Genomic DNA, 24,866 nt, shown 5'->3' on the forward strand with positions numbered 1-24,866 from the left:
CTTTCAACCCCGAGTCCAACCCTAAGGAGGACCAATGCCAACGGTCCATTTCACCGACGCCGCAGGCGCTGTCCGCGACGTCCAGGGCAATCCCGGCGATTCCGTCATGGAGACCGCGGTGCGCAACGGCGTCCCCGGCATCGTGGCCGAATGCGGCGGATCGCTGTCCTGTGCCACCTGCCATGTGTTCGTCCGCGAGGACTGCCTCGCCCAGCTTCCGCCGATGGAGGACATGGAGGACGAGATGCTCTACGGCACCGCAGTGGACCGCGAGGACAACTCGCGGCTGTCCTGCCAGCTCCGGCTGACCGACGAGCTCGAACTGTTCGTCACCACGCCGGAAACCCAGGTGTAGCGATGGGCGCCCACACTGCCGAGCAGCCGGCTCCCGTTACGGACCACAGCGTCCCCACCCGCACGGGCCTGCTGATCATCGGCGCCAGCCAGTCCGGTGTCCAGCTCGCGGTTTCCCTCCGTGCGCTCGGCTTCGACGAGCACATCACCCTGCTCGGCGACGAGGACCACCGCCCCTACCAGCGCCCGGCCCTGTCCAAGGAGTTCCTGCAGGGCACGGTGGAGAGCGAATCCCTGATCTTCCGCTCCAACGAGTACTGGGCCGAACACAACGTGGACCTGGTCAAGGGCGAATACATCGTCAGGATCGACAAGGAGGCCGACGGCTCCGGCGTGGCGCACTCATCCTCCGGCAAGCAGTTCCCCTTCAAACGGCTGGCCCTCACCGTGGGCGCCCGCGCCCGGAAACTGGAGATCGAGGGCGGGGATCTTGACGGCGTGCTCTACTTGCGAAACGCTGACGACGCCCTGGCGCTCAAGGCCAGGGTGGGGGACGCGCAGGACGTTGTGGTGATCGGCGGCGGGTTCATCGGCCTCGAAGCTGCGTCCAGCCTGCAGAAGATGGGCAAGAACGTCACAGTGCTGGAGTTCGGCCCCCGGCTCGTTGGCCGGGCCGTGGGTGAGGAAACCGCCGAGTATTTCCTGCAGGCACACCGGTCCCGGGGCCTGGACATCCGGCTGAATACCAGCGCCAGGCGCTTCACCGGGGCCGACGGCGGAACTTCAGTTGCCGCCGTCGAACTCCAGGACGGCACTGTGCTGCCCGCGCAGATAGTGCTGGTGGGCATCGGCGTCATCCCCAACACCCAACTCGCCGAACAGCTCGGCCTGACCGTGGACAACGGGATCGTCGTGGACCGCTTCGCGCTGGCCTCGGACGGCACCACGGTGGCGATCGGAGACTGCGCCAATATGCCCAACCCCGTGCCCGGCTCGGAACCCGGCGAGCGGATCCGGCTGGAGAGCGTCAACAACGCCATCGAACACGCCAAGGTGGCCGCCTACTCACTCACCGGCCGGCGGGAAGAATACGCCGGCATCCCGTGGTTCTGGTCCAACCAGGCCGACCTCAAACTCCAGATCGCCGGACTCTGCAACGGCTATGACCGGACCGTGCTGCGGCGGGACGAGGAACGCGGGAAATTCAGCGTCCTTTACTACCGCCAGGGCCAGGTCATCGCCGCGGACTGCGTCAATGCGCCGCTGGACTTCATGGCCGTGAAAAACGCCCTGGCCAAGGGGCAGAACATCCCCGCCGACGCCGCCGCGGACCCGGCCACCCCCCTCAAAACGATCACCACGGACAGCTAGCCAGCCGGCCGGCCCACCCGAAGGAGCATTATGACCACCCCCAAGACCCCGGTTGCCGACCCCGGCACCGCGAGCCAGGATTCCCTCGACATCGTGTCCGGCGACCCGGCAGCAGACAATCCGGCGGCAGGCAGTCCCGCTGCTGCCCGCTTTGCCGCCGCGTACCCGGTCCGCCCCGTGCCGGCACCGGGACCGGTGGACACCGCCCCGATCGCCACGACACCGGCAGCGCTCCAGGAACTTGACGGGCTCTGGAAAGCCGTGGTGCACGAGACCCGCACCCGCGGCAACGACATCCACCTGCCGATCTCCCTCGCTTTCGCCGAGCGGCTCTGCCGCGCCTACCCCGAGGCCGACGCCGAGCTGGTCCGGGTGGCCACGTTGCTGCACGACACCGGCTGGGCCCATGTAGATGAATCCCGCATTATCTCCGAGGGCTTTGCGGGGGACTGGCGCAAGGCCGCCATCCGCTTCGAACACGAGAAGCAGGGCTGCGACGTCGCCCGCCGGGTGCTGCCGGGCCTGGGCTATTCCGAGGCATTCATTGAGCGCGTCTGCGAGATTATCGACGGCCACGACACCCGCCCGGTGGCACAGTCGCTGGAGGACGCACTGATGCGCGACGCCGACCGGCTGTGGCGCTTCGACCAGGCGGGGATTGCCCTGGCCTCCTCCTGGTTCAAGATGGACCCGGCCACCTACACGGACCGCCTAACCGCGGAAATCGTGCCCGAGCTCATCACCCAGGCCGCCCACGACATGGCGGCGGCCGATCTGAACCGCTCCACCGCTCTGCTCAAGACGGCAGTGATCCGATGACCGCGGCCACGCACGACGCTCCCGCTGTGGCCGCCCGTGCCGGGCTCAAGTTGCCGTATACGCACGTGGAGGACATCTTCGTCGACGGTGCCTGGACCCCGGCACGCGGCACCGGCCGCAACCCGGTCACCGATCCCGCCACGGGCGAGGTCTGGGGCTCCGTTCCGGACGGATCCCCTGAAGACGTCGACGCCGCCGTCGGCTCCGCCCGCGGGGCTTTCGACGACGGCATGTGGCCGCGGCTGACGCCGTCTGAGCGGGCGGCGTACCTGCTGCGCATCGCCGAGGAAGTGGAGAAGCGCGCCGAGGAGCTCTCGCTGACGAACACCCGGGAGAACGGCTCGCCGGTCTCGGAATCCGCGGGGGCCGCGGCCAACGCCGCGGGCATCTTCCGGTACTTCGCCACCCTCGCCGGTTACCTTGAACGCGAGGACGTGCGGGCTTTCCCCCAGGGCGGCGGCGAGTCCGTGGTCCGACGCGAACCAATCGGTGTGTGCGCGCTGATCGCGCCCTGGAACTTCCCGATCAACCTCGTCGTGATCAAGCTGGCTCCGGCGCTGCTGGCCGGCTGTACCGTGGTGATCAAGCCGGCGTCGCCAACGCCGCTCTCGCTCCGGGTGATCATCGACGCCGTGGCCGCGGCCGGCGTCCCGGCCGGCGTCGTCAACCTGGTGACCGGCTCCGGCCGGCTGGGGGACTCCCTGGTGAAGCACCCGGGCGTGGACAAGGTCGCCTTCACCGGTTCCACCCCGGTCGGCCGGAAGATCGCGGCGGCCTGCGGTGAACTGCTGCGCCCTGTCACGCTGGAGTTGGGCGGAAAGTCAAGCGCGATCGTGCTGCCGGACGCGGACCTGGACGCGATGTCCAAGGTGCTGATCCGGTCCTCGATGCGCAACACCGGGCAGACCTGCTACATCTCCACCCGGATCCTGGCCCCCGCCAGCCGTTACGAGGAAGTGGTGGACATGGTCACCAGCACCATCGCCGCCGGCAAGCAGGGAGATCCGCTGGATCCGGATACGGTCTTCGGCCCGTGCGCCACCGAGTCGCAGTATAGGACCGTGCTGGAGTACGTGGAATCGGGTCTGGCCGAAGGCGCCCGCGCCACCACCGGCGGACGTGCGGCGTCACTGGGAGGCGGACTCGAAGGCGGGTACTTCGTGGAACCGACCGTGTTCGCCGACGTCACCCCGGACATGCGGATCTCCCGGGAGGAGATTTTCGGCCCGGTCATCTGCATCCTGAAGTACAACGACGCCGGCGGCAGCGCTGATGAGGCCGTGGAGTTGGCGAACAACACCGAGTTCGGTCTGGGCGGACTGGTGTTCGGCGCAGACCCGGAAGCGGCGCTGGCCGTGGCGGACCGGATGGACACCGGCTCGGTAGGCATCAACTTTTTCGCCTCCAACCACGCCGCGCCCTTCGGCGGACGTCACGATTCCGGCCTCGGCACCGAGTACGGCGTCGAGGGCCTCAACGCCTACCTGAGCTACAAATCCATTCACCGGAAGGTGTAGGAGGGCAGGGGGGTCAGGTTTCATTCAGCCGGGCCGGGGATAATTAGTCGAGGCGCGGCGCCCGGGCTCACCGCTGGCGCGCGGAAACGAAATCATCCAGAGGGAACTGCGGAGGTCATTTGGCGTTGCTAGTTGATGGAACAGTCGGGACGGCTGCCGGGCAAAGTGCCGGGCAGACCGCCCGGCAAAGTGCCGGGCGGCAAAGGCTGGACGGATTGGACGCGCTCCGCGGTGCGGCCGTCGGTGCGGTGCTGTTGGGACATTCGTGGCCGGGTGTATTTCAAGGTGCCGGCATTGTCGGCGTGATCGTCTTCTTCGTCCTGAGCGGCTACTTGATAACAGGAGTGCTGCTGAGGGACATCGAACGGTACCGCAAAGTCCGTTACGGCCGTTTCTATGCGCACCGGGCGTTCCGGCTGTTACCCGCGCTCATCGCCTTCCTTGGCGTCTACGCCATCGTTGAATTGACAGCTGATGTCCTGGGGGATCGATCGAAGGGCATCATCGGCTATACCCTCCTCGCCGGTTTCGGCTACCTGAAAGACCTGCCGCTGCCTTTTGACGTGAGCATGGCAATCGGACCGCTCTGGACGCTGGCGGTGGAGGAACAGTTTTACCTGATCTGGCCGGCACTGCTGGTGCTTGCGCTGCGGAGGAACCGCCAAGGACAGCTGGTCGGCTGGTCTGCAGCCGTGGTCTTCTCCCTGATGACGGCGAGCGTCCTGGCCATGCTGATCCTGGCTCCGCACCTTCACTCCCTCGTGTACGCCCTTCCCACGACGTGGGGCCTCGGGCTGATCATCGGCTCGGCACTGCGCCTCTACAGGGTCCGGATGTTCAGCTGGTTCTCGGGCCGGCGGCCCAGGCGGCTGGCCTTGCTGGGTGCTGTCCTTGTCCTCGCAGCCCTGGTGTTCTTTCCCAGGGCCAACGAGTCGCCGGCCTTCTTCTTTGTCGGAGGTCCGCTGGCCATGGCTGTCGCGGCCGTGCTGGTGGTGCTGGCCGCCTCCCGTTCGCAAGTGATGCCCCGGTGGACGCGCCCGCTGCAGATGCTTGGCACTGTTTCCTACGCGGCGTACCTCTGGAACTATGTGGTCATTCTCTGGCTCAACGGCGGATCCACAGCCGACTTGCCGCCGCTGGTAGCAGTGTCGGCAATCCTGCTGACACTGCTTGTGGCGGTCATCAGCTGGTGCACGGTCGAAAAGCTGGGGCGCGCGGGGCGCGACCGCTTCGACAGGTACTGCGCGGCCAGGGCCGGCGCGGGGTCCCGATGAGGTCACATCGAGTACGTCGCCGGGGCGCAGTGGTGCAGCGGGGAGTGGCCGGCAGGCCTGGCCGACGCGGCACTCTGGCCCGTCTTGTACCGGCCAGCCCCGTCCTTGGAAACAGGTGCAGGGAGTAGGGTTTGCCATAGTCGACGAAGGAGTCAACATGAGCTACAAGTACCGAACCGTCCGGGTTCGCGGTACCGAACTGATAGGAACAATTGCCCGGAAGCACGGCGGTGCGCCCGAAATTTACGAAACGTCCAAGGACGCAAGCACATCGGTGGTTCCGGTGTTCTTTGAGGCGACGGGCGAGGTCCGCTTTTTTGACCGGTCAATGCTGGAGGACGTCGTAACGCCGGCCGGCTAGCCGCGAACGCCGGGCGGATAAGCCAGAGTGGACGCCGGGCGGATAAGCCAGAGTGGACGCCGGGCGGATAAGCCAGAGTGGACGCCGGGCGGATAAGCCAGAGTGGACGCCGGCCGGGGTGCCGAGCATGATGAAGCCGTGACTTCTGATGACTCAGCCAGCGTCGAGGTGCCACGCCGGGCAACTCCGGCCGATGCAGCGACTGTGGCCCAAATGCTCCACGATTTCAACACCGAGTTCGGGGCGCCCACCCCGGGCACTGACGAACTGGCGTCGCGGCTTTCCCACTTGTTGGCGGGGGAGGACGTGGTGGTGCTGCTCGCCGGCGAGCCGCCAACCGGGCTTGCGGTGCTGAGTTTCCGGCCAAATGTCTGGTACCCGGGGCCGGTCGCAATCCTGGACGAACTCTACGTCCGTCCGGGCCGGCGGGGGCATCGCCTGGGCAGCGCCCTGCTCGCCGCCTCATGCGGGCTGGTCCGGAGCCGGGGCGGTGCATTGCTCGAAATCAATGTCGACGGCGAGGACACGGACGCCCGCCGGTTCTATGAGGCCCGCGGGTTCACAAACACCGAACCAAACGGCACGGAGCCAATGCTGTATTACTACCGGGAGCTCTGAATAGCAGCCCCCGGGCGCCCCTCCGATTCTCAACGGAGCGTTTCCGTGTGAGGATCAGGTATGTCCCATCGCCTGATGCTGCTCGACACCGCGTCGCTGTACTTCCGCGCCTTCTACGGGGTGCCCGACACGATCCGCCGCGCCGACGGCACGCCGGTGAACGCCGTACGCGGCCTGCTGGACATGATCGCGCGGCTCACCACGGATTACGAAGCGACGCATCTCATTGCCTGTTGGGACGACGACTGGCGTCCGCAGTGGCGGGTGGACCTCATTCCCAGCTACAAGTCGCACCGGGTCGCGGAGGTTGTGGCCGGTGCGCCCGACATCGAAGTCGTGCCGGACGCGCTGGAGACGCAGATCCCGATGATCCGACGCGTGCTGGAGCTCGCCGGTATCGCCGTCGTGGGGGCTACTGAACATGAGGCCGACGACGTCGTTGGCACCTATGCCAGCCAGGCCGGCTTGCCGGTGGACGTGGTCACGGGCGACCGCGATCTGTTCCAGGTCGTCAGCGACGACCGCGGCGTGCGCGTGATCTACACCGCGCGCGGCATGAAGAACCTTGAAGTGGTCACTGACGCGGTAATCGTCGGCAAGTACCGTGTGCTGCCCGAGCAGTACGCCGATTACGCCATCCTCCGGGGCGACACCTCCGACGGCCTGCCGGGCGTCGCCGGCATCGGTGAGAAGACCGCCGCGTCACTGCTCGGGGAGTACGGCACTCTCGCGATGCTGCTCGAAGCGGCCACGGACCCGGGCAGCGGGTTGTCCGCATCGGTGCGGTCGAAGCTCGCTGCGGCAACGGACTACCTCGAAGTCGCACCCGCCGTCGTGAATGTCGTGCGGGACCTTTCCCTGCCGACGCTTGAAGAGGCGGGCGCCCAACTGGACCCGGTGGCCGGTGACTCGCGCGCCGAACTGGAGCGTCTTGCCTCCGAATGGAACCTCGGAGGTTCGGTCAAGCGGCTCCTCGAAGCGCTCGACCGCCGCGACTAAAGAACTCGGCGACCGGGGACAATGGAAGCAAAGCCAACGAAACGAGAACACGATGACCACGCTCAAAGAACGCCTCCACGGCGACGTTGTAACCCACATGAAAGACCGGAACAAGGTGGCGCTCACCACGGTGCGCAATGTCCTCGGCGAGATCGAAACACGCGAGAAGTCCGGCAAGACTCCGATCGAACTCGACGACGCCCAGGTAACCGGCCTGCTCCAGAAGGAAGCAGCCAAACGCCGGGACACGGCGAAGATCTACACGGAAGCCGGTGAAACCGACCGCGCCGCGGCGGAAATCGCCGAAGCCGAGGTCATCGAGGCCTACCTGCCCAAGGCCCTGACACGGGACGAGGTGGAAGCCATTGTCGACGAGACAATCGCCGGGCTCAAGGCCGACGGCCAGGAGCCGTCCATCAGGCAGATGGGCGCCGTGATGAAGCCGGTCACTGCCAAGGTCGCGGGACGGTTTGACGGCAAGACTGTCAGCGAAATCGTTCGGAGCCGTCTGGCCTAGCGCCGCCGGGCAGTCTGTCCCTGGTCCCAACGTGTTTGCTCTGGTGCGCACAGACTAACCGGACGAGAATGGGCACGTGCTCCTGCCTCGCCCCGGCGGGGACGTCAACGCGATGAGCCCCGCCGCCCGAAAGATTCAGCGCATCTATCTCACACTGACGCTGGGCAATACCGTTGCGGCCTCCTTCATCTGGGGCATCAACACGCTTTTCCTGTTGGATGCCGGGCTCAGCAACCTCGAGGCCTTTGCCGCAAATGCTTTCTTCACGGCGGGCATGGTGCTCTTCGAGGTGCCCACAGGAGTGGTCGCCGACGGCTGGGGGCGCCGTGTTTCATTCCTGCTCGGCACCGTGACCCTGGCCGTATCGACCTACTTCTACTACGTTCTCTGGCAGCTTTCCGCCCCCTTCTGGTGGTGGGCGCTGGTATCGGTCCTGCTCGGGCTGGGCTTCACCTTCTTCTCGGGGGCGGTGGAGGCCTGGCTGGTCGACGCATTGCGTTTCTCGGGCTATGAAGGCGGGTTGGAGGCGGTGCTCGGGCGCGGGGTGATGGTGTCCGGCATCGCGATGCTTGTCGGTTCGGTGGCCGGTGGCGTCATTGCGCAGGTCACCAATCTCGGCGTTCCGTTCCTGATCCGCACAGGCGTGCTGCTGGCGATGTTCGTCGTCGCGTTCCGGCTCATGCACGACGTCGGGTTCACGCCTGAGCGTTCGGCCCGCCCGTTGCAGGCGGTCCGTACCGTATTGGCCTCCTCCGTGGAGAACGGTTTGAAGAACCCGCCGGTGCGATACGTGATGCTGGCCGCACCATTCAGCGCCGGAGTCGGGATCTATGTGTTCTACGCCCTGCAGCCTTACCTCCTCGAGCTCTTCGGCGACCGGACGGCATACTCCGTGGCGGGGCTGGCGGCGGCAGTCGTGGCCGGAGCCGAGGTTCTCGGCGGTTGGTTGGCCCCCCGGATCCGGCGTCTTGTTCGCAAGCGCACCACCATATTGGTCATCAGCGTGGGAGTCGCCGCACTGATTTTGGTGGTGCTCGGGTTCACCCGGGCGTTTTGGGCGGCGCTCGCGCTGCTGACACTCTGGGCAGTGGTCGATGCCGCGGGCGTCCCCGTGAGGCAGGCCTACCTCAACGACATGATCGCCTCGAAACAGCGGGCAACCGTGCTGAGTTTCGACTCACTCATCGGCTCAAGCGGTGGAGTGGTGGTGCAGCCGCTGCTCGGCCGCGCAGCCGATGCCTACGGCTACGCTGCCTCTCTGGCGATCGGCGGTGTGATCCAGCTGATTTCGGTGCCCTTCCTGTTGGCGAGCCGCCGGCAGGGGCCCCCGGCCGATCTGGCCAACGCCCCAGTAAACGCGGACGAGTTGTGAACGCGGAGGGGTTCCCGCCCGCCTTCCACGCAGACACTTAGTGTTGAGTGTCACTCCGTGCGGGAGTAACGTGACCATCACCCCACTCCGCACCATCCTGACTCGGGAGTAACCATGCCTAAGGTGAGACGTCGAATTGCCGCCATCACGGCGGCCCTGGCCATGAGCGTGACGGGCGGCGCCGTCACGAGTCCCGCGATTGCCGATCCGACGGAGATAAAGAAGGAGCCCACCGCCACGGGCTACGGCGGCGCGGTCAGCACAGTCGACCCCGAGGCCTCCGCGGCAGCGATCGAGGTTCTCCGCAACGGCGGCAACGCGGCGGACGCCGCCGTCGCCGCGGCCGCAACCCTGGGCGTGACAGAGCCGTACAGCGCCGGGATCGGCGGGGGCGGCTACTTCGTCTTCTACGACGCCAAGACCGGCGAAGTGTCCACCATCGACGGCCGCGAAACCGCGCCGGCAGCGATGCCTGGCAATGCGTTCATCGACCCCGCGACAGGCGAGCCCTACAAGTTCACGCCCGAGCTCGTCACGAGCGGCGTTTCGGTGGGCGTGCCCGGGACCCCGGCCACCTGGGAGCGCGCGCTCGAGCGCTGGGGCACGCTGGACTTGGGTGACGCCCTGAATCCTGCCATCAAGGTCGCAACCCGCGGCTTTGTGGTGGACGAGACGTTCCGCCAGCAGACCCTGGACAACAAGAACCGATTTGCAGCTTTCACATCGACCAGCGACCTGTTCCTCCCGGGCGGCGACGCACCCGCCGTCGGCAGTGTCTTCAAGAACCCCGATCTTGCCGAAACCTACGGCCTCCTTGCTGAGGAAGGCACGGACGGTTTCTACCGCGGACCGCTCGCGGAGGAGATCGTCACCACCGTGAAGGCCCCGCCGAAGACGGCCACAACGACGCTGCCTGTTCCGGTCGGTTTCATGGAGACGGAGGACCTGGCAGCCTATGAGGCCCTGGACCAGGACCCCACGCACGTGGAGTACCGGGGACTGGACGTGTACGGTATGGCGCCGTCGAGCAGCGGCGGCACCACCGTGGGCGAGGCATTGAATATCCTGGAGACGTTCGGCCCTTCCGAAATGCGCAAGCCCAACCGCCAGAACCCTGGTGCCTTGCACCCTTACCTTGAGGCGAGTGCGCTCGCGTTTGCGGACCGGGGAAAGTACGTGGGTGACCCTGCACTCGTGGATGTTCCTACCGAAGAGCTCACGGACCCGGTGTTCGGCAAGGAACGCGCCTGCCAGGTAAACCTGGACAAGGCGGCCGTGAAGCCCGTCGCAGCGGGGGATATCTCGTCGTACGACGGCGCGTGCCCGGCCGCCGCTGCGGCGCCCGCCGACGAGAAGGACACTGAGAATATCTCGACCACGAACATGACGGTCGCCGACAAGTGGGGCAACGTGGTGGAGTACACGCTCACCATCGAGCAGACCGGCGGCTCCGGAATCGTGGTGCCCGGCCGCGGGTTCCTGCTCAACAACGAGCTGACCGATTTCTCCACGGTGTACAACGAGGAGGATCCGAACCGGATCCAGCCGGGGAAGCGCCCGCGCTCCTCGATGTCGCCCACGATCATCCTGAAAGACGGTGATCCGTTCCTGGCCCTCGGTTCGCCTGGTGGATCAACCATCATCACCACGGTCCTGCAGACCATCCTGAACCGGGTGGACCTGCGCATGAGTATCTCTGATGCGATCGCTGCGCCGCGTGCAGCACAGCGCAACACTGCCAACGTCACCGCTGAGCCGGCGTTTATCGACGAATACGGTGCTGGCCTGACCGCTCTCGGTCACAAGCTGGTCCCGGCGGGTGATGCGTTCACCTCGGCAGCGGAGATTGGCGCGGCCACCGCCATTGAATTCAGGCCCGACGGTCGTATGATCGCCGCGGCTGAGCCCGTGCGGCGCGGCGGCGGCTCCGCGATGGTGGTGAAACCGCGGCGCTGACTGCGGTTATTCCGGAGGACGACGGCGTAAGTGACTTCCGTCGTCGTCCTCCACTGCCTTGCTATATCCCGGAGGGGCAACAGCGGCCATAATGGCGGTATGCACGCTGGGCAGGCCCCAGGGGCGGCCGTTGAAAAAGCCGCGAGAAGGCCTCCCCGGCGCCGTCCCGGCCCATCGAAAACAGCCGGGAGCCGGCGGGAGCCGGCATAGCCGCCTCGCAGGCGCCGCCTCCGGGGCGGGCATCTCGATCGCTTCAAAATCAGGAGATTTCGACATGCTCAAGGAACGTGAAATCGCCGCGGTCCTCCCTGCCAAGGACATCGCCCGGGCACGTGGCTTCTATCGTGACGTTGTGGGGCTGGACGACCCGGAGGTCATGGACGACGAAAATGTGATGTACCGCTGCGGCAATGGAACAACTTTCCTGCTGTACCAGACGGACAACGCGGGCACCGCAAAGAACACCCAGATGGGTTGGATGACGGACAACATTGAAGCCGAGGTCGAAGAACTGCGGGGACGCGGCGCCACTTTCGAGGAGTACGACTTCCCCGGCCTGAAGACTGAAAACGGCATCGCAACCAACGCCGTAGGCAAAGCCGCGTGGTTCCTGGATACGGAGGGCAATATCCTCAACATTTTCCAACGCGCATAACCGAAGCGGTGGCCCCCGACATGCCAATGCGGGGCCACCCGTGTGTTCACCCTCGTACAGCCTGTGACGATAGCCTGACAACAGTGACCGCACGCTGCCTACGCCGAAGGATCCGTACATGCGCCTCGCCATTTTGGACGATTACCAGTCTGTCGCACGGGATTACGCGCCCTGGGAGCAGCTTGCGGCCGACGGCGTCGACGTCACCTTCTTCACAGAGCCGTTTCCGGACGACGCGAGCACCGCGGCCAGCCTGCGCGGCGTGGACATCATCATTGCCATGCGCGAACGGACTGCCTTCGGCCGGGAGCGCCTGGCCAAACTGCCTGACCTGAAACTGCTGGTGACCACCGGAATGGCGAACCAGTCCATCGACCTGAGGGCGGCGGAGGAGCTAGGCATCGTGGTGTGCGGGACCGGCGGCTCCCCGACTGCGGCACCGGAACTGACGTGGGGACTGCTTCTGGCGCTTGCCCGCAGCATTTCGTTTGAAGACCGGAACCTGCGGGAAGGCCGTTGGCAATCCACCGTCGGCTTTGAGCTTGCCGGCAAGACCCTGGGAGTGCTGGGCCTGGGCAAAATCGGCCGCCGAGTTGCCGCGTACGGCCAGGCGTTCGGCATGGACGTCATCGCGTGGAGTCCCAACCTCACCGGCGAGGCCGCCGCACAGGCCGGCGTTCGCAAAGTCAGCAAGGAGGAACTCTTCCGTGACTCGGACGTGGTCTCGGTGCATGTGCGGCTCTCGGAACGCTCCCGGGGCGTGGTGGGCGAAGAGGAGCTCCGCCTCCTGGGGCCGCGGGGTGTGCTGGTCAACACCTCCCGCGGACCTCTGGTCGATGAAGATTCCCTCATCCGCGCACTGAACGAAGGCTGGATCGGCGGAGCCGCCTTGGACGTCTTCAACGTGGAACCCCTGCCCGCAGGCCACCGCCTATTGTCCGCACCACGGACCGTCCTGACGCCGCACCTGGGCTACGTCACGGAGCAAAGCTACCGGGAGTTCTACGGCGGCGCCTTCGAAGATGTTCAGGCCTGGCTCCGCGGAGCTCCGATCCGGCTGCTGACGGCTGCTCCCGCTGACGGCTGATCCGCGCCCGGCAGCTACAGGAGGGCCGCGCCGATGTCCTGGCCGATCCGGCGGAGCAGCGCTGCGGAGAGTGCCGGGTCCTTGGAGGAGTCCTGGGCGGTGTACTCGGCCAGGGTGTAGACCCCGGCCAGGGCCATTTCCGGCCACCGCTCCCGGGGGAGGAGGGAACGGCCGGCGACGGCAATGATCGGCAGGGTTCCTGACCGCCCGGCGGCCGATGCGGTGGAAGAGCGGCACTCCGAGGTCCTTCTCCAGGCCGGCGATGGTCTGGGACAGCGACGGCTGGGCGATCTACAGATGCTCTGCTGCGCGGTTGAACCCGTCGGGGTCAACAACGGCCAGGAAATACTTCAGCTTTCGTGTGTCCACTCCGGCCCTTTCGCGAATTTGGTCCTGACAGCCTACGCCCGTGACAATCGACCATGCCGTATCCGCAGCTCAGGCTTAATGCCGATGCTCTCGAAAACAATATCCGCGTCATGGCGTCCTGGTGCCGGGAACGTCAGGTGGACCTTGCCCCGCATGTCAAGACCACCATGTCTGCACCGATCATCAGCCGCCAGATGGCAGCCGGGGCCGTGGGGGTAACGGTCGCCACAGTGGACCAGGTCGCTTCTGCGCTGGGCTGGGGACACCGGCACGTCCTCATCGCCAACGAGGTCGTCGACCGGTACGGCCTGGCACGGATCCGCGGCTGGCTGGGGGAGGACTCCGGACGGGAAATCCGCTGCTTCGTGGACTCCGATGCCGGTGTCAACGCCGCCGCCGAGGTATTCGGCGCCGAGGGGGTGGCCCTTGAGGTGCTGATCGACGTCGGGACGCCGGGCGGACGCACGGGAGTCCGCAGCCTCCAGGAGGCGGTTAAGCTTGCCGGGCTGGTCCATGCCGCGCCCGGCCTCAGGCTCGTTGGAGTCGCCGGGTACGAAGGCGTCGTGCCCAACAGCAGGGCAGAAGGGACGGTCGCGGCCGTTGACCGGCACTGCCGGCTGGTGCGGGATGTCTACCTGGAAGTCGCGCCGTGGTTTGAGACGTCAGCCCCGGTCTACTCGATGGGCGGGTCCGCTTTCCCGGACCGCGTGGCGGAATACCTCCCGGACGGCGGCCAGGTGCCCGGAACAAGGCGGGTCCTCCGTTCGGGTTGCTACGTCACCCACGACCACGGCACGTACGCCGGCGTCAGCCCGGTGCCCGGACTGGCGCCGGCGCTGACAGTCCGCGCCGTTGTGCTCTCCACCCCCGAAGACGGGATCGCCGTCGTCGGTGCCGGCAAGCGGGACCTGCCCTACGACGCCGGATTGCCGGTGGTCCTGTCGGTCCACACCGCTGACGGCACCCCGAGGGCCGGGGCGGCCGCCGTTGTGCGCAACCTCTTCGACCATCACACCGTCCTCACCGGGGTGAACGGACTGGAGGTCACGGATGTGGTGGACTTCGGGATATCCCACCCCTGCTCCGCGTTCGACCGCTGGCCCGAATACGTCGTCACCGACGGCACCGGACGGGACGTGGATGTGTGGCACACGGATTTCCACCGGTCTTCGCTGGTGGCGCCAAAACGGTGAGGCACACCGGGCGTCGGAATAATCCGCCGGGGATCAGGCGGCGCTAAGCCCGCCCAGGTTCCGGTACTTTTCCAGCCGCCGCGGGAGCAGTTCGTTGATCGCGACGGAGGACAAGGTAGCGAGTTCGTATTCGATGGCCTGTCCCAGCCGCCGGCAGAACGCCCTCGCCTCCAGGGCAGCATCGCTGTGCCCCGCGTCCCCGCGTTCGTCCACGATGTGCTCGACCAGTCCGTTGGCGTACAGCGCGGCAACGTGGACGCCCTGTGCTTCGGCCATGGCCGGCGCGAAATCGGTGCTGCGGTGGACGATGGCGCTGGCGCCTTCAGGCGGCAGCGGGGACAGCCAGGCATGCTGGGCGGCGACGGTGCGGTCCGCGGGCAGGAGGGCCAGCGCCCCGCCGCCGGCACCCTGGCCCAGCAGGACCGAGACGGTGGGGGAGTTCAGCCCGATCATGTCATGCAGGGACCGGGCAATCTCGCCGGCCAGGCCGCCTTCCTCGGCTTCCTTGGAGAGCGCCGCGCCGCCGGTGTCAATGACTGTCAGCAGCGGCAAGCCCAGTTCCTCGGCCAGCCGCATGCCTCGCCGGGCCTCACGGAGCGACGCCGGTCCCATCGCGGTCTGCTGCGACGGCCTGGGCCGGGTGTGGCCAATGACCACGCAGGACTCCTGGCCGAAGCGGGCCAGGGCAAGCTGCAGTCCGGGGTCCTTTTCCCCCTGCCCGGTGCCGTTGAGGGGGAGCACGTCGCGGGCGCCGTAGGCGAGCAGCTGCCGCAGGTCCGGCCGCCGCGGGTTTCGGGAGATTTCGATCGATTCCCAGGCGCGGGCGTCGGACGGTCTGACCGAAAGTGTCTTCGGCGGCTCAATCCGGGTGTGCGGGCCGGTGACCAAAATGCTGAGGGCACGGTCCACGACGTCGGACAGTTGCGAGGGAGGGACCACCGCGTCGATGAGGCCCTTGTCGAAAAGGTTTTCCGCCACCTGCACGTTCTCCGGAAACGGCGTGCCGTAGAGGGCCTCGTAGACCCGTGGTCCCAGGAAGCCGAGGAGGGCCCCGGGCTCGGCCACAGTGATGTGTCCGAGGGATCCCCAGGACGCCATGACCCCTCCGGTGGTGGGGTGCCTCAGGTACACGAGGTAGGGCAGGCCCGCCTGGCGGTGGGCGCGGACGGCGGCACTGATTTTCACCATGGACAGGAAGGCGATGGTTCCTTCCTGCATCCGGGTTCCGCCCGACGCCGGGCCCGCCAGGAGCGGCAGCCCTTCGCGGGTTGCCCGTTCGACGGCCGTGACGATGCGTTCCGCAGCGGCCTGGCCGATGGAACCGGCGAGGAACCGGAATTCGCTGACGATAGCGGCCACACGCCGGCCGCGGATGAGGCCTTCGCCGGTGAGGACGGATTCGTCCACGCCGGTTTTGGCACGCGCCGCCGCCAACTCCTGCCGGTATTCCGAACCGGGATCCGGGTCGGCCACCGGAGCGTCCCAGCTCCGGTAGGAGCCGGGATCCAGCACGGCGGTGATGAGCCCGGCGGCATCCAGGTGCCGGACTTTCTGTTCTGCGAGCATGTTCAGCGCCCTTCCTGTTCCGGGCCGGCCGGGGTACCTTTTGTGCCGGCGGGCTGCAGCCCAAGCCACTGCCGGATCTGCTCTCCGTCCTGGTCCAGCAGCGGGGGTGCGGTGTGCGTGGTGAGGGTCGTTTCTGCGGTGCCGGCGGCGCTGAAGAACCGCAGCGGCGGACCGGGCAGGCTGACGGTGCCCAGGATCTTGTGGTCGACGTCGATCACCAGGCCCTGCGAATGTACCTGCTCCCAGGCGTACACCTCGTCCAGGGTGCGGACCTTGCCGGCCGGGATACCGGCGTCGTTGAGTTTGGCGAGCAGCTCCCCGGCTTCGTAATCCGAGAATGCCTGTTCCACCTCTTCGATGACTTTCTCGCGGTTGCGCACCCGGTCCGCGTTGCTGGCGAATTCGGGGCGTGCTGAGTCGATTCCGAACGTGGAGGCGAACGTCTTCCACAGCTTTTCGCTGCCCACGCTGATCTGGACCCGTCCTTGCCGGCAGTGGAACAGTCCGTAGGGAGCGATGGAGGGGTGGTGGTTGCCCTGCGCCTTGGGGACCTCGCCAGCCACCGTGGCCCTGGTGCCCTGGAACGCGTGCACCCCGATAAGCGCGGCAAGCAGTGAGGTGCGGACGATCTGGCCCTGCCCGGTCCGTTCCCGCTGCAACAGGGCCGCCAGGGTTCCGAACGCGCCATACATGCCCGAGAGCAGATCGGCGATGGGAACACCCACCCTTTGGGGGTCGTCCGGCCCGGATCCGGTCAGGGACATCAGGCCGGCTTCACCCTGCAGGATCTGGTCGTAGCCGCTGCGCCGGGATTCCGGCCCGTCGTGTCCGAAGCCGGTGATGGACAGGATCACCAGTGCCGGGTTCAGCGCGTGCATTTCCGCGGCGGAGAAGCCCAGCCGGTCCAGGACGCCGGGGCGGAAGTTCTCGATGACGACGTCGGCGCGTTCCAGCAGTTCGCGCAGGACTGTCCGCCCGTCGTCGTTCTTCAGGTCCAGGGCGATGGATTCCTTGTTCCGGTTGCAGGACAGGAAATAGGTCGCCTGCGGATCGTCCTCCGGCCCGACGAAAGGCGGGCCCCAGCCGCGGGTGTCGTCCCCGGTGCCGGGGTTCTCCACCTTGATGACCCGGGCGCCGAGGTCAGCAAGCATCATGCCTGCGTGCGGGCCGGCCAGGGCGCGGCTCAGGTCCACCACGAGGTAGCCGGACAGCGGACCCTCTGCCTGGGGAGTGGATTCAGTGCTCTGCATGATGTTCCTTCTTTAGCTTGTAGGTACCTGGGGTGCTGCTCTTGGTCGCCGGCCGCTCATAGCCAGCCCGGGACCACCATGACCACCCAGGCGATGGCCGGTCCGACGGCGACGACGATGCCGCTATAGGCCAGGATCTGCTTGTAGAACCGGTCCTTATCCACGTCCTCGGGTGCGTTGGCCAGCACCAGGGCGCCGTTGGTGGAGAACGGTGAGACATCCACGATCGTGGAGGCCACCGCAAGGGCGGCGATGACCCCTACGGCGCCGATTTCCCCGGAGGCCAGGAACGGCACCGCCAGGGGAATGAGGGCCGCCAGGATGGCAGTGGAGGAGGCGAAAGCGGAAACAATGGCGCCGATGTAGCAGATCAGCAGGGCCGCGAGCAGCGGCATGCCCAGCTGGGCTACGCCGTCAGATACGAATTTGATGGTGCCGGCCTCTTCGAGGACGCCCACGAAGGTGAGCATGCCGCAGAGGAGCAGGACGGTGGACCAGCTGATCTTGTTGACGGCGCCCTTCTGGGCGTCGGGGGAAACCAGGGCAAGGACCATGGCGATGGTGATGGAGACGAATCCGACGTCCACCTTGAAGCCCAGCGAAATAACGGCCAGGGCGATCAGGCCGAGGATCGTCACGAGCTGGGGAACGGAGGCGCGGGCTGTTCCGGCTGGCTGGCCGGCGCTGGAAGAACCGTTGGCGGAGTGCTCACCGGAGCCTGACGTGCCTTTGGAGGAGACGCGGGCCGAGGAAATGTCGGTACCGGAACCCTGCAGGGTCACGCCGGCGGTGCGGGCTCCCACGCTCATGGCCATGCGCTTTTCGGCGACCTGCTCCACCAGCCTGCTGCCTGCTGAGGATCCGGACTTGGTGCCGCCGAGAACAAAGAACAGCACCAGTGCAATAGCCAGGTTGAAGAAGAAGCTCGCCAGGAAGATCGCCATGGGGCTGGCTTCCAGTTCCGTCTTGGCAATGATGCCGTTGACGGTGACGCCGTATACAGCGATGGGGGAGAAGCCGCCGGCCTGCGCGCCGTGAATCACCATCATGCCCATCATGAGCGGGTTGATTTTGTGCTTGGCCGCGAAGCTGAGCGCAATCGGCGCGATGATGGCGACTGCCGCGGGCGAAAGTGCGCCGACGGCCGTGATGACCGCGGTGATCGCGAACATGATCCACGGGATCAGGGCCACCTTGCTGCCGACCATCCGAACAGCGCCCCGGACCATCAGGTCGATGGTGCCGTTGTTCTGCGCTATGGCAAACAGGTAGGTGACGCCGACAATCGTCAGAAACAGACCGCCGGGGAAGTTGGCCAGGATGTCATTGGTGGACATCCCCAGCACAACCGAACCGAGCAGGAAGGCGCCGACGAAGGCCAGTGCGCCCATGTTGAGCGGGAGCACTGTGGCTAGCAGGAACATCACCGCCAGGATGATGATGGACAGGACGGGAGCGGACATCTTTGTTCCTCCGGATCGAGCGTTGGGAAATATGATTGGCTTAGTGGCCTAGCCTCCTAGACACTAGGTGTCTCTGTCAATAGTTCTCCGGTAGTCTTGTGATTTAGGACCTTCTCGAAAGGACGCAGATGGCTAAGCAGGCGGCAACCCGGCAGATTACCCGCGTTTCGCGGCCCCGGCTCTATGAGCAGCTCGTGGAGCAGCTCATGGACTTCATCGAGGCTGCCCAGCTGGGTCCCGGGGATACCTTGCCTGCAGAGCGCGAGCTGGCCGAGCGGTTGGGGGTTTCGCGTGCCACCCTGGCCCAGGCCTTGGTGGCACTGGAAGTCCTCGGCGTGATCGATGTCCAGCACGGTACCGGTGCAGTGCTGGTTTACCGTCCCAATGTCCCATCCGTGATCAAGGGGCTGCGCGAGCACCGCAACCGGCTGCCGGAGATCGTGGAGGCACGCAGCACCCTTGAGGTCAAGCTTGCTGAACTGGCAGCCGCGCGGCGCAGTAAAGAGGACATGAAGGCCATCGACAAGGCGCTTGATGTCATGGCCGAAGAGGTCGCCTCGGGCGGCCGGGGCGCGCATGGCGACGAACTGTTCCACCAGGCCGTGACCGCCGCCGCACACTCCGGAGTGCTGGCCCAGCTGATGACCTTCATCGCCGGAATGGTCCTGGAGACGCGGCTCGAGTCACTCGGGCAGCCGGGGCGCCCGGAGCAGTCCCTCGCCTCACACCGAAAAATCGCCGACGCTATCAGGGCCCGGGACTCAGCCGCGGCTGCCGAGGCAATGCTGGAGCACATCGACCTCGTCTCCGATGTGGCCCTTCTGAAGAACTCCTGAATCGCCCGTGGTCCGCCGCCGGCGCCACGGGGCCGGCCCACCGGCGTCCTCCTTTCACCCGCCAACCCCAGCTACCTGGCCGCGAAGCGGGACCACACCGCGCATACTTGAGCAGGCGGGCCGCGGCCTGCCGGGCCCCGGGTTCAGGATTCCGGCGTTCCAGGAGGCATTCCGGGCAGCAGCGACTGGCGGTTCCTGATCCGTGACGGGCCAAATTGAATCGGCAGCCTTTCAATGTCCCAGGATCCGCTGCCATACGCCGTCGGGCTGCCGACGGCAACGTGCGGCGTCCAGTGCGGGGACCTGTAGCCGAGGGCACGGGAGCTGAGGATGAAGTCATCGACGTTGTCCACCAGCAGCCCGTCCAGCAGTTCGTGTAGGGCCTGGACGAGACGTACCTGGTACTCGTGGACCTGCTCCGGCACACCCACTTCCAGGCCCGAGACGCGGCCGCCGCCGAGAGGGATCAGCCGGTCGGCAGTGCCGGAAAAAGCGTCCAGGACGGGCAAGCCATCCAGCCAGGCAACGGTGGCGCCGGTGGCTGCAGCAACGCTTGTCATGCCTTTGGTCCACTCGCAGATGTCCCGGGCGAAGTCTTCCAGAACCCCGAGGTGCAACAGCGTCAGATGCAGCCCCTTCTGCCTGCGAAGGGCGCGGACATAACGGGCGAGCCCCTCGTAGTCCGAGGGGCCGGACCCGACGCTGAGCACCGGCGCCTCTACTGTGATGCGCGGAACCGAGTTCATTCCGGATCCTCCCCACCAGGGTGGCTAATTGCTGTGGTTGCCATTATCCGCCGGGGCGGGCCTGCTTGCAGCTGAAGCCCCTCAGCCGGCGAGCGGGCGGAGGCCGTCCACGAGGGGAGTGGTAGGCCGCCCGGCCAGCCGTGCGAGGTCGCCGGTAGCGAGTGCCAGTGCGTCTTCGCGGATGTTGCCGTCCAGGGCGGCAAGGAACCCGGCTGTTGCCGGGTCAAGGCCGGCAGCCTCAAGCGTGCTGACGTGCTCGGCTGCACTTACCGAGCGATAAGTGACGGGGCGCCCGAGGACCGTGGAGAAGGCTAACGCGAGTTCCTCATAGGTCCAGGCATGGTCGCCGGACAGTTCGTAGGTGCTGTTGTCATGTCCGGTGGTGGTCAGGACGGCGGCGATGGCAGCAGCGTAGTCCGCGCGGGTGGCGCTTGCCACGCGGCCGTCCCCGGCGCTTCCGAGCAGTGTTCCGGTCTCGCGTGCGGCGAGCAGGGCGTCGGCGTAGTTCTCCGTGTACCACCCGTTACGCAAGAAGGTGAAGGGGAGTCCGCTGGCGCGGATGTACTCCTCGGTTTTGACGTGGTCCGGCGCCAGGATCACGGGCGTGGTGTCAGCCGCCAGGACGCTGGTGTACAGGATGCGGGCAACCTTGGCCCGCGCTGCCGCATCGATGACGTTCTCGTGCTGCGCCGCCCGGCTCTGGATGTCGTTGCCGGAAATCAACAGCAGGGTGTCGCCTTCGGTCAGCGCCGAGTCAACACTGGCCGGATCGTTGTAGTCCACGGCCGCGGTTTTGACGCCGTGCCCTGCCAACTCCGTGAGCTGGACGGCCGACCGGCCTGCAGCCATGATCTGCCCGGCCGGGACACCGCGGCGCAAAAGTTCCTCGACGACGAGCCGGCCCAGCTGGCCGGTGGCTCCTGCAATAACAATGGACATGCGTTTCTCCTTGGTTGCCGGGCACCCGATCGGTGCGCCTTCTGCAATGGCCAACCGCCCTCGAAAGGAAACAATTCCGTTGCCGGATGACGCACTTTGAAGTGCAATAGGCACCATTAGGTAAGTGTCGTTTCAGGGTGACCCGCACCGGCTAGAGATAATCGCCGGCCCTTTCGCGGGCGATCTCCAGCAGGGTGGAGTGAAAAGCGACCTCTGCCGGGGCGTAGACCTTGTCCTCGCGCTGTGCCAGCAGTACCCGGCGCAGCGGGGCGGCCTCACCCAGGCTCAGCACTTTTACGTCGGGATGCTGGAGGGCCACAGCAGTCTTAGGCACCATGGCCACGCCCATTCCCACGCTGACCATCGCCTGGGCCTCCTGGTAGTCGTTGGCCAAAAAAGCAATTTCCGGTTCGAACCCGGCGTCGTGGGCGGAACGCTGCAGCACCTCCACTACGGGGTGGGCCTCGGCGCGCACAATCCAGGACTCGTTGCGCAGGTCCTCCATGCTTACCTGCTCCCGGTCGGCGAGTCGGTGGCCGCGGGCCACCAGGATCACGGTGCTTTCCCGGAAGACTTCTGTTACCCGGATGGAATCGTCCCGGAACGGATTCCAGGGGTAGTCCCAGAGCAGACAGAGCCCCGTCACCCCGGACTGCAGATCTGCCACGAGTTCATCGAAGCGGGCGCTGCGCACAGAGAGGCTGATGGCAGGGTAGCGCTTCTTGAAAGTCCGGATGACGACGGGCAGGAATGATCCGGCAAGGGTTGGAAAAGTGCCAACGGTCAGGGACCCGCGCTTGAGGCCGGCTATCTGGCCGAGGTCGGACCGGGCCGCCTGCATCTGCCAGATGATCTTGCGGGCATGGCCGGCCAGCACCTGTCCGGCTTCGGTGGGCACGACCCCGCGGGACCGGCGGTTGAGCAGCGGCTGCCCCACCTCTTGTTCGAGCTTGCGCAACTGCTGGGAGACGGCTGAGGGCGTGTACATCATGAGCTCGGCCGCGGCGGTGATGGAGCCCTGCTCCACCACCTCCAGCAGTAGCGCCAGCCGCCTGATGTCGAACAATTCCTTACCGTCGTCGTTAAGCAACGCTTCACCCTTCTTAGATTTTGGTTCATTCCCTGCCGGAAGGCGCCCTTCACCCCGATAACCGGGTACCTTTCCTCGCATTAGGAGGCGGAAACGCGGGGCTCTAGCCCTATAAACCTGAATGATTTAAGTAATGCTACAGCCCTCTTCAAAAATCCAACATTGTCTAAAAGTGTGATCTGGCTCAATCTCTTTTCAGGCCCTCAACCAATATTTGAGGCACGAGGAGGAGTGGTAACAGCATGAAGATCGAAGCCCAATGGATGCGCGGAGGGACCAGCAAGTGCTGGGTTTTCGAAGCGGAGCATCTTCAGGAGTGCGGCACCAGCCTCGATGTGCTGTTGCCCAGGCTGTTCGGCAGCCCCGACCCGCGCCAAATTGACGGGGTCGGCGGGGCGACGTCGACCACCAGCAAAGCGGTGATTCTGCACCGGCCGGTCAGCGACGACGTCGATGTTGAGTACACCTTCGCCCAGGTGGGTATCGAAGAGGCCGCTGTGGACTGGGGCAGCAACTGCGGGAACGGCTCGGCGGTCGTGGGTCTGTACGCCATCGAGAAAGGGTGGGTGCTCCCCAACGGAGACGTCACCCGGATCGTCACCCGCAACACCAACACCAACCAAATCATCGTCCAGCGGGTGGCCACGCCTGCCGGCGCCCTGGCTTCCGTTCCGGAGGCACGGATGCCCGGCGTGCCCTTCCCCGGCCACGAGGTGGGGCTTGGCTTCCAGGACCCCGCCGGCAAGACCACCGGTGCACTGCTGCCGACCGGTGCGGCCTCTGACACCATCAACGTTGGCGGAACCCGCTGGACCGTGTCCATGGTTGACGCCGGAGCGCCTGTGGTGATGGTCCGCGCGGAGGAGCTGGGCCTGGACCCGGCCAGGTACGACAACTGGCGCGCCGCGGTGGAGCTCCAGTTGGTTACCCTGGAGCAAATCCGGAGGCAGGCGGCGGTGCGGATGGGCCTGGTCCCCACTGCAGCCGAGGCGGCCCGCGCAATCCCCAAGCTGGCCATCGTGGGCGCTCCTGCGCAGGCCGACCCCAGCTGCGACGCCAACGTCATGATGCTTTCCATGGGCAAGCCTCATCCGGCCCTGGCCATCACCGGCAGCATTGCCTTGACCCTGGCCGCCCGCACCACCGGCACCGTGCTGCACACCCTCACCGGCGGCACGGTGGCACCCACGCTCCGGCTGCGCACCCCTGCCGGGGTAATCGAAACGTGGAGCGAGGAGCACGACGGGCGCCTCCTCGTAGGCGTCGACCGCACGGCCCGCACCATTGCCACCACCACCATCCATCTCCCTGAGGTTCCCGGCAGCGAAGTCGCTGCCGCCCTCGCCGGAGCCACCCGCTAAAGGAGACCATTATGACCAAGACTGAGCACCGCACCGCTGTCGCTGCGGGCGAGACCCGGGGCAACGGTGCCCCCCGCCCAACCCATCGCCGCCGAATCGTACTGGTGGCGGCGGCCGTCGGGTTCGCGATACTGGCTTTGATTGCACTCGTGCTGGGTGGTGATATCTTCAACTCTTCGGCCACCCCGGAACCGGAGCACTCCATGACCGCTGTCCAGATCATCCCGCTCGTCATCCTCGTCATAATGTTCATCGTCGCCACCAAGTGGCCGCTGAACATCGGAGTGATGGGGCTGGTCGCTTCCTTCGGCGTGGGCTATTTCATGCTCGGGATGACGGACAAGCAGATCCTCGAGGAATTCCCCGCCAGCATCGTCCTGACGATCATCGGCGTCACCTACTTCTTCAGCATGGCCCAGCGGAACGGGACCATCGACATCATCGTCCAGAACTGCGTGCGCCTCGTCAGGGGCAAGACGATGCTGCTCCCTTGGGTGTTCTTCCTGATCGCGGCCGCGCTGACGTCGCTGGGCACCTTCTCGCCGGCCGCCGTCGCGCTGCTGGCACCGGCGGCCATCGGCTTCGCCTACGAGTCCCGCATCCATCCCGTGCTGATGGGCGCGTTCATCATCAACGGAGCCCATGCCGGCGGCTTTTCCCCGTTGTCCGTGGCCGGCGTCCTGGTGCACGACATCGCCCTCAAGAACGGGTTTCCCATCTCCCAGGGCGCACTCTTTACTGCCAGTTTCGCCCTGAATCTCATTCTCTCGGTCCTCACCATCGTCCTGTTCGCCCTCATCGGCCGGTTGCGCGACGGCGAAGGCGGCCAGCATGCCGACGTCGACACCGCCCGGACCAGCCGCCCTCGCGGACAGCAGATCCTCACGCTGCTCCTCATCGCGGTGATGCTCGTGTGCACCCTGGGCTTCCACATGCCGATCGGCTTTGTGGCGCTCTCCGCCGGACTCCTGCTGGCGCTGGTCAACATCAAAGAACATCAAACGTTCATCGGCGGCGTCTCCTGGTCCACAGTCCTGCTGGTGGCAGGCATGATCACCTACGTCTCACTGCTGCAGCACGTGGGCGTCATTGATACCCTCGCCGAGCAGGCCCTGGCGCTGGGCGCGCCGCTGCTGGTGGCGCTGGTCCTCTGCTACGTCATTGGCGTCGGCTCGGCCTTCGCCTCCTCCACGGCCTTGCTGACCGCGTTCAT

24 protein-coding genes and 1 pseudogene are annotated in these 24,866 nt (G+C 66.2%); 17 read left to right on the forward strand and 8 right to left on the reverse strand.

Annotated elements, in window-relative coordinates; genetic code table 11:
• The first annotated feature begins 34 nt into the window (after positions 1-34).
• The 13 genes from JOE41_RS20805 (at position 35) to JOE41_RS20865 (ending at position 12,840) form a co-directional block, all read left to right on the forward strand.
• Entirely contained in the window at positions 35-355 is a 321-nt protein-coding gene (locus JOE41_RS20805; protein ID WP_011691845.1) for a 2Fe-2S iron-sulfur cluster-binding protein, read from the forward strand.
• Positions 356-357: 2 nt separating this feature from the next.
• Positions 358-1,665 carry an NAD(P)/FAD-dependent oxidoreductase gene (locus JOE41_RS20810; RefSeq protein ID WP_209753475.1) on the forward strand — a complete coding sequence of 436 codons (1,308 nt, stop codon included), beginning with the start codon at positions 358-360 and terminating at the stop codon, positions 1,663-1,665.
• 30 nt (positions 1,666-1,695) lie between these two features.
• Entirely contained in the window at positions 1,696-2,484 is a 789-nt protein-coding gene (locus tag JOE41_RS20815; RefSeq protein WP_011691847.1) for an HD domain-containing protein, read from the forward strand.
• Complete coding sequence (locus tag JOE41_RS20820) at positions 2,481-4,001, forward strand: aldehyde dehydrogenase family protein (RefSeq protein WP_209753476.1); 1,521 nt, start codon at positions 2,481-2,483, stop codon at positions 3,999-4,001. Before JOE41_RS20815 ends, JOE41_RS20820 begins: the two co-directional genes overlap by 4 nt.
• A gap of 215 nt (positions 4,002-4,216) precedes the next feature.
• Complete coding sequence (locus tag JOE41_RS20825; protein WP_245200780.1) at positions 4,217-5,275, forward strand: acyltransferase; 1,059 nt, start codon at positions 4,217-4,219, stop codon at positions 5,273-5,275.
• Between the two features lie 157 nt (positions 5,276-5,432).
• Entirely contained in the window at positions 5,433-5,636 is a 204-nt protein-coding gene (locus JOE41_RS20830; RefSeq protein WP_011693994.1) for a hypothetical protein, read from the forward strand.
• A gap of 213 nt (positions 5,637-5,849) precedes the next feature.
• Positions 5,850-6,254, forward strand: coding sequence for a GNAT family N-acetyltransferase (locus JOE41_RS20835; protein ID WP_071067509.1), 405 nt, complete (start codon positions 5,850-5,852; stop codon positions 6,252-6,254).
• Between the two features lie 60 nt (positions 6,255-6,314).
• Complete coding sequence (locus JOE41_RS20840) at positions 6,315-7,253, forward strand: 5'-3' exonuclease (RefSeq protein WP_209753477.1); 939 nt, start codon at positions 6,315-6,317, stop codon at positions 7,251-7,253.
• Positions 7,254-7,305: 52 nt separating this feature from the next.
• Positions 7,306-7,770: a GatB/YqeY domain-containing protein gene (locus tag JOE41_RS20845; RefSeq protein ID WP_011691852.1), complete on the forward strand. Its 465-nt coding sequence runs from the start codon at positions 7,306-7,308 to the stop codon at positions 7,768-7,770.
• A gap of 112 nt (positions 7,771-7,882) precedes the next feature.
• Positions 7,883-9,142: an MFS transporter gene (locus JOE41_RS20850; RefSeq protein WP_209753711.1), complete on the forward strand. Its 1,260-nt coding sequence runs from the start codon at positions 7,883-7,885 to the stop codon at positions 9,140-9,142.
• 114 nt (positions 9,143-9,256) lie between these two features.
• On the forward strand, positions 9,257-11,098 hold the full coding sequence (ggt, locus tag JOE41_RS20855) for a gamma-glutamyltransferase (protein ID WP_209753478.1): 1,842 nt from the start codon (positions 9,257-9,259) through the stop codon (positions 11,096-11,098).
• 274 nt (positions 11,099-11,372) lie between these two features.
• Positions 11,373-11,753, forward strand: a complete 381-nt coding sequence (locus JOE41_RS20860) for a VOC family protein (RefSeq protein WP_011691855.1) — start codon at positions 11,373-11,375, stop codon at positions 11,751-11,753.
• Between the two features lie 118 nt (positions 11,754-11,871).
• Entirely contained in the window at positions 11,872-12,840 is a 969-nt protein-coding gene (locus tag JOE41_RS20865; RefSeq protein ID WP_209753479.1) for a D-2-hydroxyacid dehydrogenase family protein, read from the forward strand.
• A 14-nt stretch (positions 12,841-12,854) separates the two neighbouring features.
• Here JOE41_RS20865 and JOE41_RS21145 read toward each other — a convergent pair whose 3' ends face one another.
• Positions 12,855-12,977 carry a hypothetical protein gene (locus tag JOE41_RS21145; RefSeq protein WP_280873773.1) on the reverse strand — a complete coding sequence of 41 codons (123 nt, stop codon included), beginning with the start codon at positions 12,975-12,977 and terminating at the stop codon, positions 12,855-12,857.
• Positions 12,978-13,029: 52 nt separating this feature from the next.
• Positions 13,030-13,209: pseudogene (locus JOE41_RS20875) on the reverse strand (LysR family transcriptional regulator); the annotation flags it as partial.
• A gap of 53 nt (positions 13,210-13,262) precedes the next feature.
• On the opposite strand from JOE41_RS20875, the gene JOE41_RS20880 reads away from it, so the two are divergent.
• Entirely contained in the window at positions 13,263-14,402 is a 1,140-nt protein-coding gene (locus JOE41_RS20880; RefSeq protein ID WP_209753480.1) for an alanine racemase, read from the forward strand.
• 33 nt (positions 14,403-14,435) lie between these two features.
• Here JOE41_RS20880 and JOE41_RS20885 read toward each other — a convergent pair whose 3' ends face one another.
• From JOE41_RS20885 to JOE41_RS20895, 3 genes are read right to left on the reverse strand one after another with little or no spacing between them, the layout of a single operon-like run.
• Positions 14,436-15,968 (reverse strand): carboxyl transferase domain-containing protein, encoded by a 1,533-nt coding sequence (locus tag JOE41_RS20885; RefSeq protein ID WP_209753481.1) that lies wholly within the window; start codon positions 15,966-15,968, stop codon positions 14,436-14,438.
• A 2-nt stretch (positions 15,969-15,970) separates the two neighbouring features.
• Positions 15,971-17,218 carry a CaiB/BaiF CoA-transferase family protein gene (locus JOE41_RS20890; RefSeq protein ID WP_011691859.1) on the reverse strand — a complete coding sequence of 416 codons (1,248 nt, stop codon included), beginning with the start codon at positions 17,216-17,218 and terminating at the stop codon, positions 15,971-15,973.
• 56 nt (positions 17,219-17,274) lie between these two features.
• Positions 17,275-18,681: an SLC13 family permease gene (locus JOE41_RS20895; RefSeq protein ID WP_209753482.1), complete on the reverse strand. Its 1,407-nt coding sequence runs from the start codon at positions 18,679-18,681 to the stop codon at positions 17,275-17,277.
• A 128-nt stretch (positions 18,682-18,809) separates the two neighbouring features.
• Here JOE41_RS20895 and JOE41_RS20900 point away from each other — a divergent pair, with 128 nt between their 5' ends.
• On the forward strand, positions 18,810-19,517 hold the full coding sequence (locus JOE41_RS20900) for a FadR/GntR family transcriptional regulator (RefSeq protein ID WP_011691861.1): 708 nt from the start codon (positions 18,810-18,812) through the stop codon (positions 19,515-19,517).
• Between the two features lie 143 nt (positions 19,518-19,660).
• On the opposite strand, the gene JOE41_RS20905 is transcribed toward JOE41_RS20900, so the two are convergent.
• From JOE41_RS20905 to JOE41_RS20915, 3 genes are all read right to left on the reverse strand, one after another.
• Entirely contained in the window at positions 19,661-20,263 is a 603-nt protein-coding gene (locus JOE41_RS20905; RefSeq protein WP_011691862.1) for a hypothetical protein, read from the reverse strand.
• Between the two features lie 81 nt (positions 20,264-20,344).
• Positions 20,345-21,202: an SDR family oxidoreductase gene (locus tag JOE41_RS20910; protein WP_209753483.1), complete on the reverse strand. Its 858-nt coding sequence runs from the start codon at positions 21,200-21,202 to the stop codon at positions 20,345-20,347.
• Positions 21,203-21,353: 151 nt separating this feature from the next.
• Positions 21,354-22,292: a LysR family transcriptional regulator gene (locus JOE41_RS20915; protein WP_043429736.1), complete on the reverse strand. Its 939-nt coding sequence runs from the start codon at positions 22,290-22,292 to the stop codon at positions 21,354-21,356.
• Between the two features lie 242 nt (positions 22,293-22,534).
• Between JOE41_RS20915 and JOE41_RS20920 the strand changes: the two genes are divergently transcribed.
• Together JOE41_RS20920 and JOE41_RS20925 are read left to right on the forward strand one after the other, a co-directional pair.
• Positions 22,535-23,653: a PrpF domain-containing protein gene (locus JOE41_RS20920; RefSeq protein ID WP_209753484.1), complete on the forward strand. Its 1,119-nt coding sequence runs from the start codon at positions 22,535-22,537 to the stop codon at positions 23,651-23,653.
• Between the two features lie 11 nt (positions 23,654-23,664).
• Positions 23,665-24,866 (forward strand): SLC13 family permease (locus JOE41_RS20925; protein WP_209753485.1); only part of this gene is annotated, 1,202 nt, incomplete at its 3' end.

It is taken from the genome of Arthrobacter sp. PvP103, assembly GCF_017833075.1.
Lineage (GTDB): Bacteria > Actinomycetota > Actinomycetes > Actinomycetales > Micrococcaceae > Arthrobacter.

Coding starts and splice junctions, on each gene's coding strand:
- JOE41_RS20805 (WP_011691845.1), top strand. CDS start 35: ATGCCAACGGTCCATTTCACCGACGCCGCAGGCGCTGTCCGCGACGTC.
- JOE41_RS20810 (WP_209753475.1), top strand. CDS start 358: ATGGGCGCCCACACTGCCGAGCAGCCGGCTCCCGTTACGGACCACAGC.
- JOE41_RS20815 (WP_011691847.1), top strand. CDS start 1,696: ATGACCACCCCCAAGACCCCGGTTGCCGACCCCGGCACCGCGAGCCAG.
- JOE41_RS20820 (WP_209753476.1), top strand. CDS start 2,481: ATGACCGCGGCCACGCACGACGCTCCCGCTGTGGCCGCCCGTGCCGGG.
- JOE41_RS20830 (WP_011693994.1), top strand. CDS start 5,433: ATGAGCTACAAGTACCGAACCGTCCGGGTTCGCGGTACCGAACTGATA.
- JOE41_RS20835 (WP_071067509.1), top strand. CDS start 5,850: ATGCTCCACGATTTCAACACCGAGTTCGGGGCGCCCACCCCGGGCACT.
- JOE41_RS20840 (WP_209753477.1), top strand. CDS start 6,315: ATGTCCCATCGCCTGATGCTGCTCGACACCGCGTCGCTGTACTTCCGC.
- JOE41_RS20845 (WP_011691852.1), top strand. CDS start 7,306: ATGACCACGCTCAAAGAACGCCTCCACGGCGACGTTGTAACCCACATG.
- JOE41_RS20850 (WP_209753711.1), top strand. CDS start 7,883: ATGAGCCCCGCCGCCCGAAAGATTCAGCGCATCTATCTCACACTGACG.
- ggt (WP_209753478.1), top strand. CDS start 9,257: ATGCCTAAGGTGAGACGTCGAATTGCCGCCATCACGGCGGCCCTGGCC.
- JOE41_RS20860 (WP_011691855.1), top strand. CDS start 11,373: ATGCTCAAGGAACGTGAAATCGCCGCGGTCCTCCCTGCCAAGGACATC.
- JOE41_RS20865 (WP_209753479.1), top strand. CDS start 11,872: ATGCGCCTCGCCATTTTGGACGATTACCAGTCTGTCGCACGGGATTAC.
- JOE41_RS21145 (WP_280873773.1), bottom strand. CDS start 12,977: ATGGCCCTGGCCGGGGTCTACACCCTGGCCGAGTACACCGCCCAGGAC.
- JOE41_RS20880 (WP_209753480.1), top strand. CDS start 13,263: ATGCCGTATCCGCAGCTCAGGCTTAATGCCGATGCTCTCGAAAACAAT.
- JOE41_RS20885 (WP_209753481.1), bottom strand. CDS start 15,968: ATGCTCGCAGAACAGAAAGTCCGGCACCTGGATGCCGCCGGGCTCATC.
- JOE41_RS20890 (WP_011691859.1), bottom strand. CDS start 17,218: ATGCAGAGCACTGAATCCACTCCCCAGGCAGAGGGTCCGCTGTCCGGC.
- JOE41_RS20895 (WP_209753482.1), bottom strand. CDS start 18,681: ATGTCCGCTCCCGTCCTGTCCATCATCATCCTGGCGGTGATGTTCCTG.
- JOE41_RS20900 (WP_011691861.1), top strand. CDS start 18,810: ATGGCTAAGCAGGCGGCAACCCGGCAGATTACCCGCGTTTCGCGGCCC.
- JOE41_RS20905 (WP_011691862.1), bottom strand. CDS start 20,263: ATGAACTCGGTTCCGCGCATCACAGTAGAGGCGCCGGTGCTCAGCGTC.
- JOE41_RS20910 (WP_209753483.1), bottom strand. CDS start 21,202: ATGTCCATTGTTATTGCAGGAGCCACCGGCCAGCTGGGCCGGCTCGTC.
- JOE41_RS20920 (WP_209753484.1), top strand. CDS start 22,535: ATGAAGATCGAAGCCCAATGGATGCGCGGAGGGACCAGCAAGTGCTGG.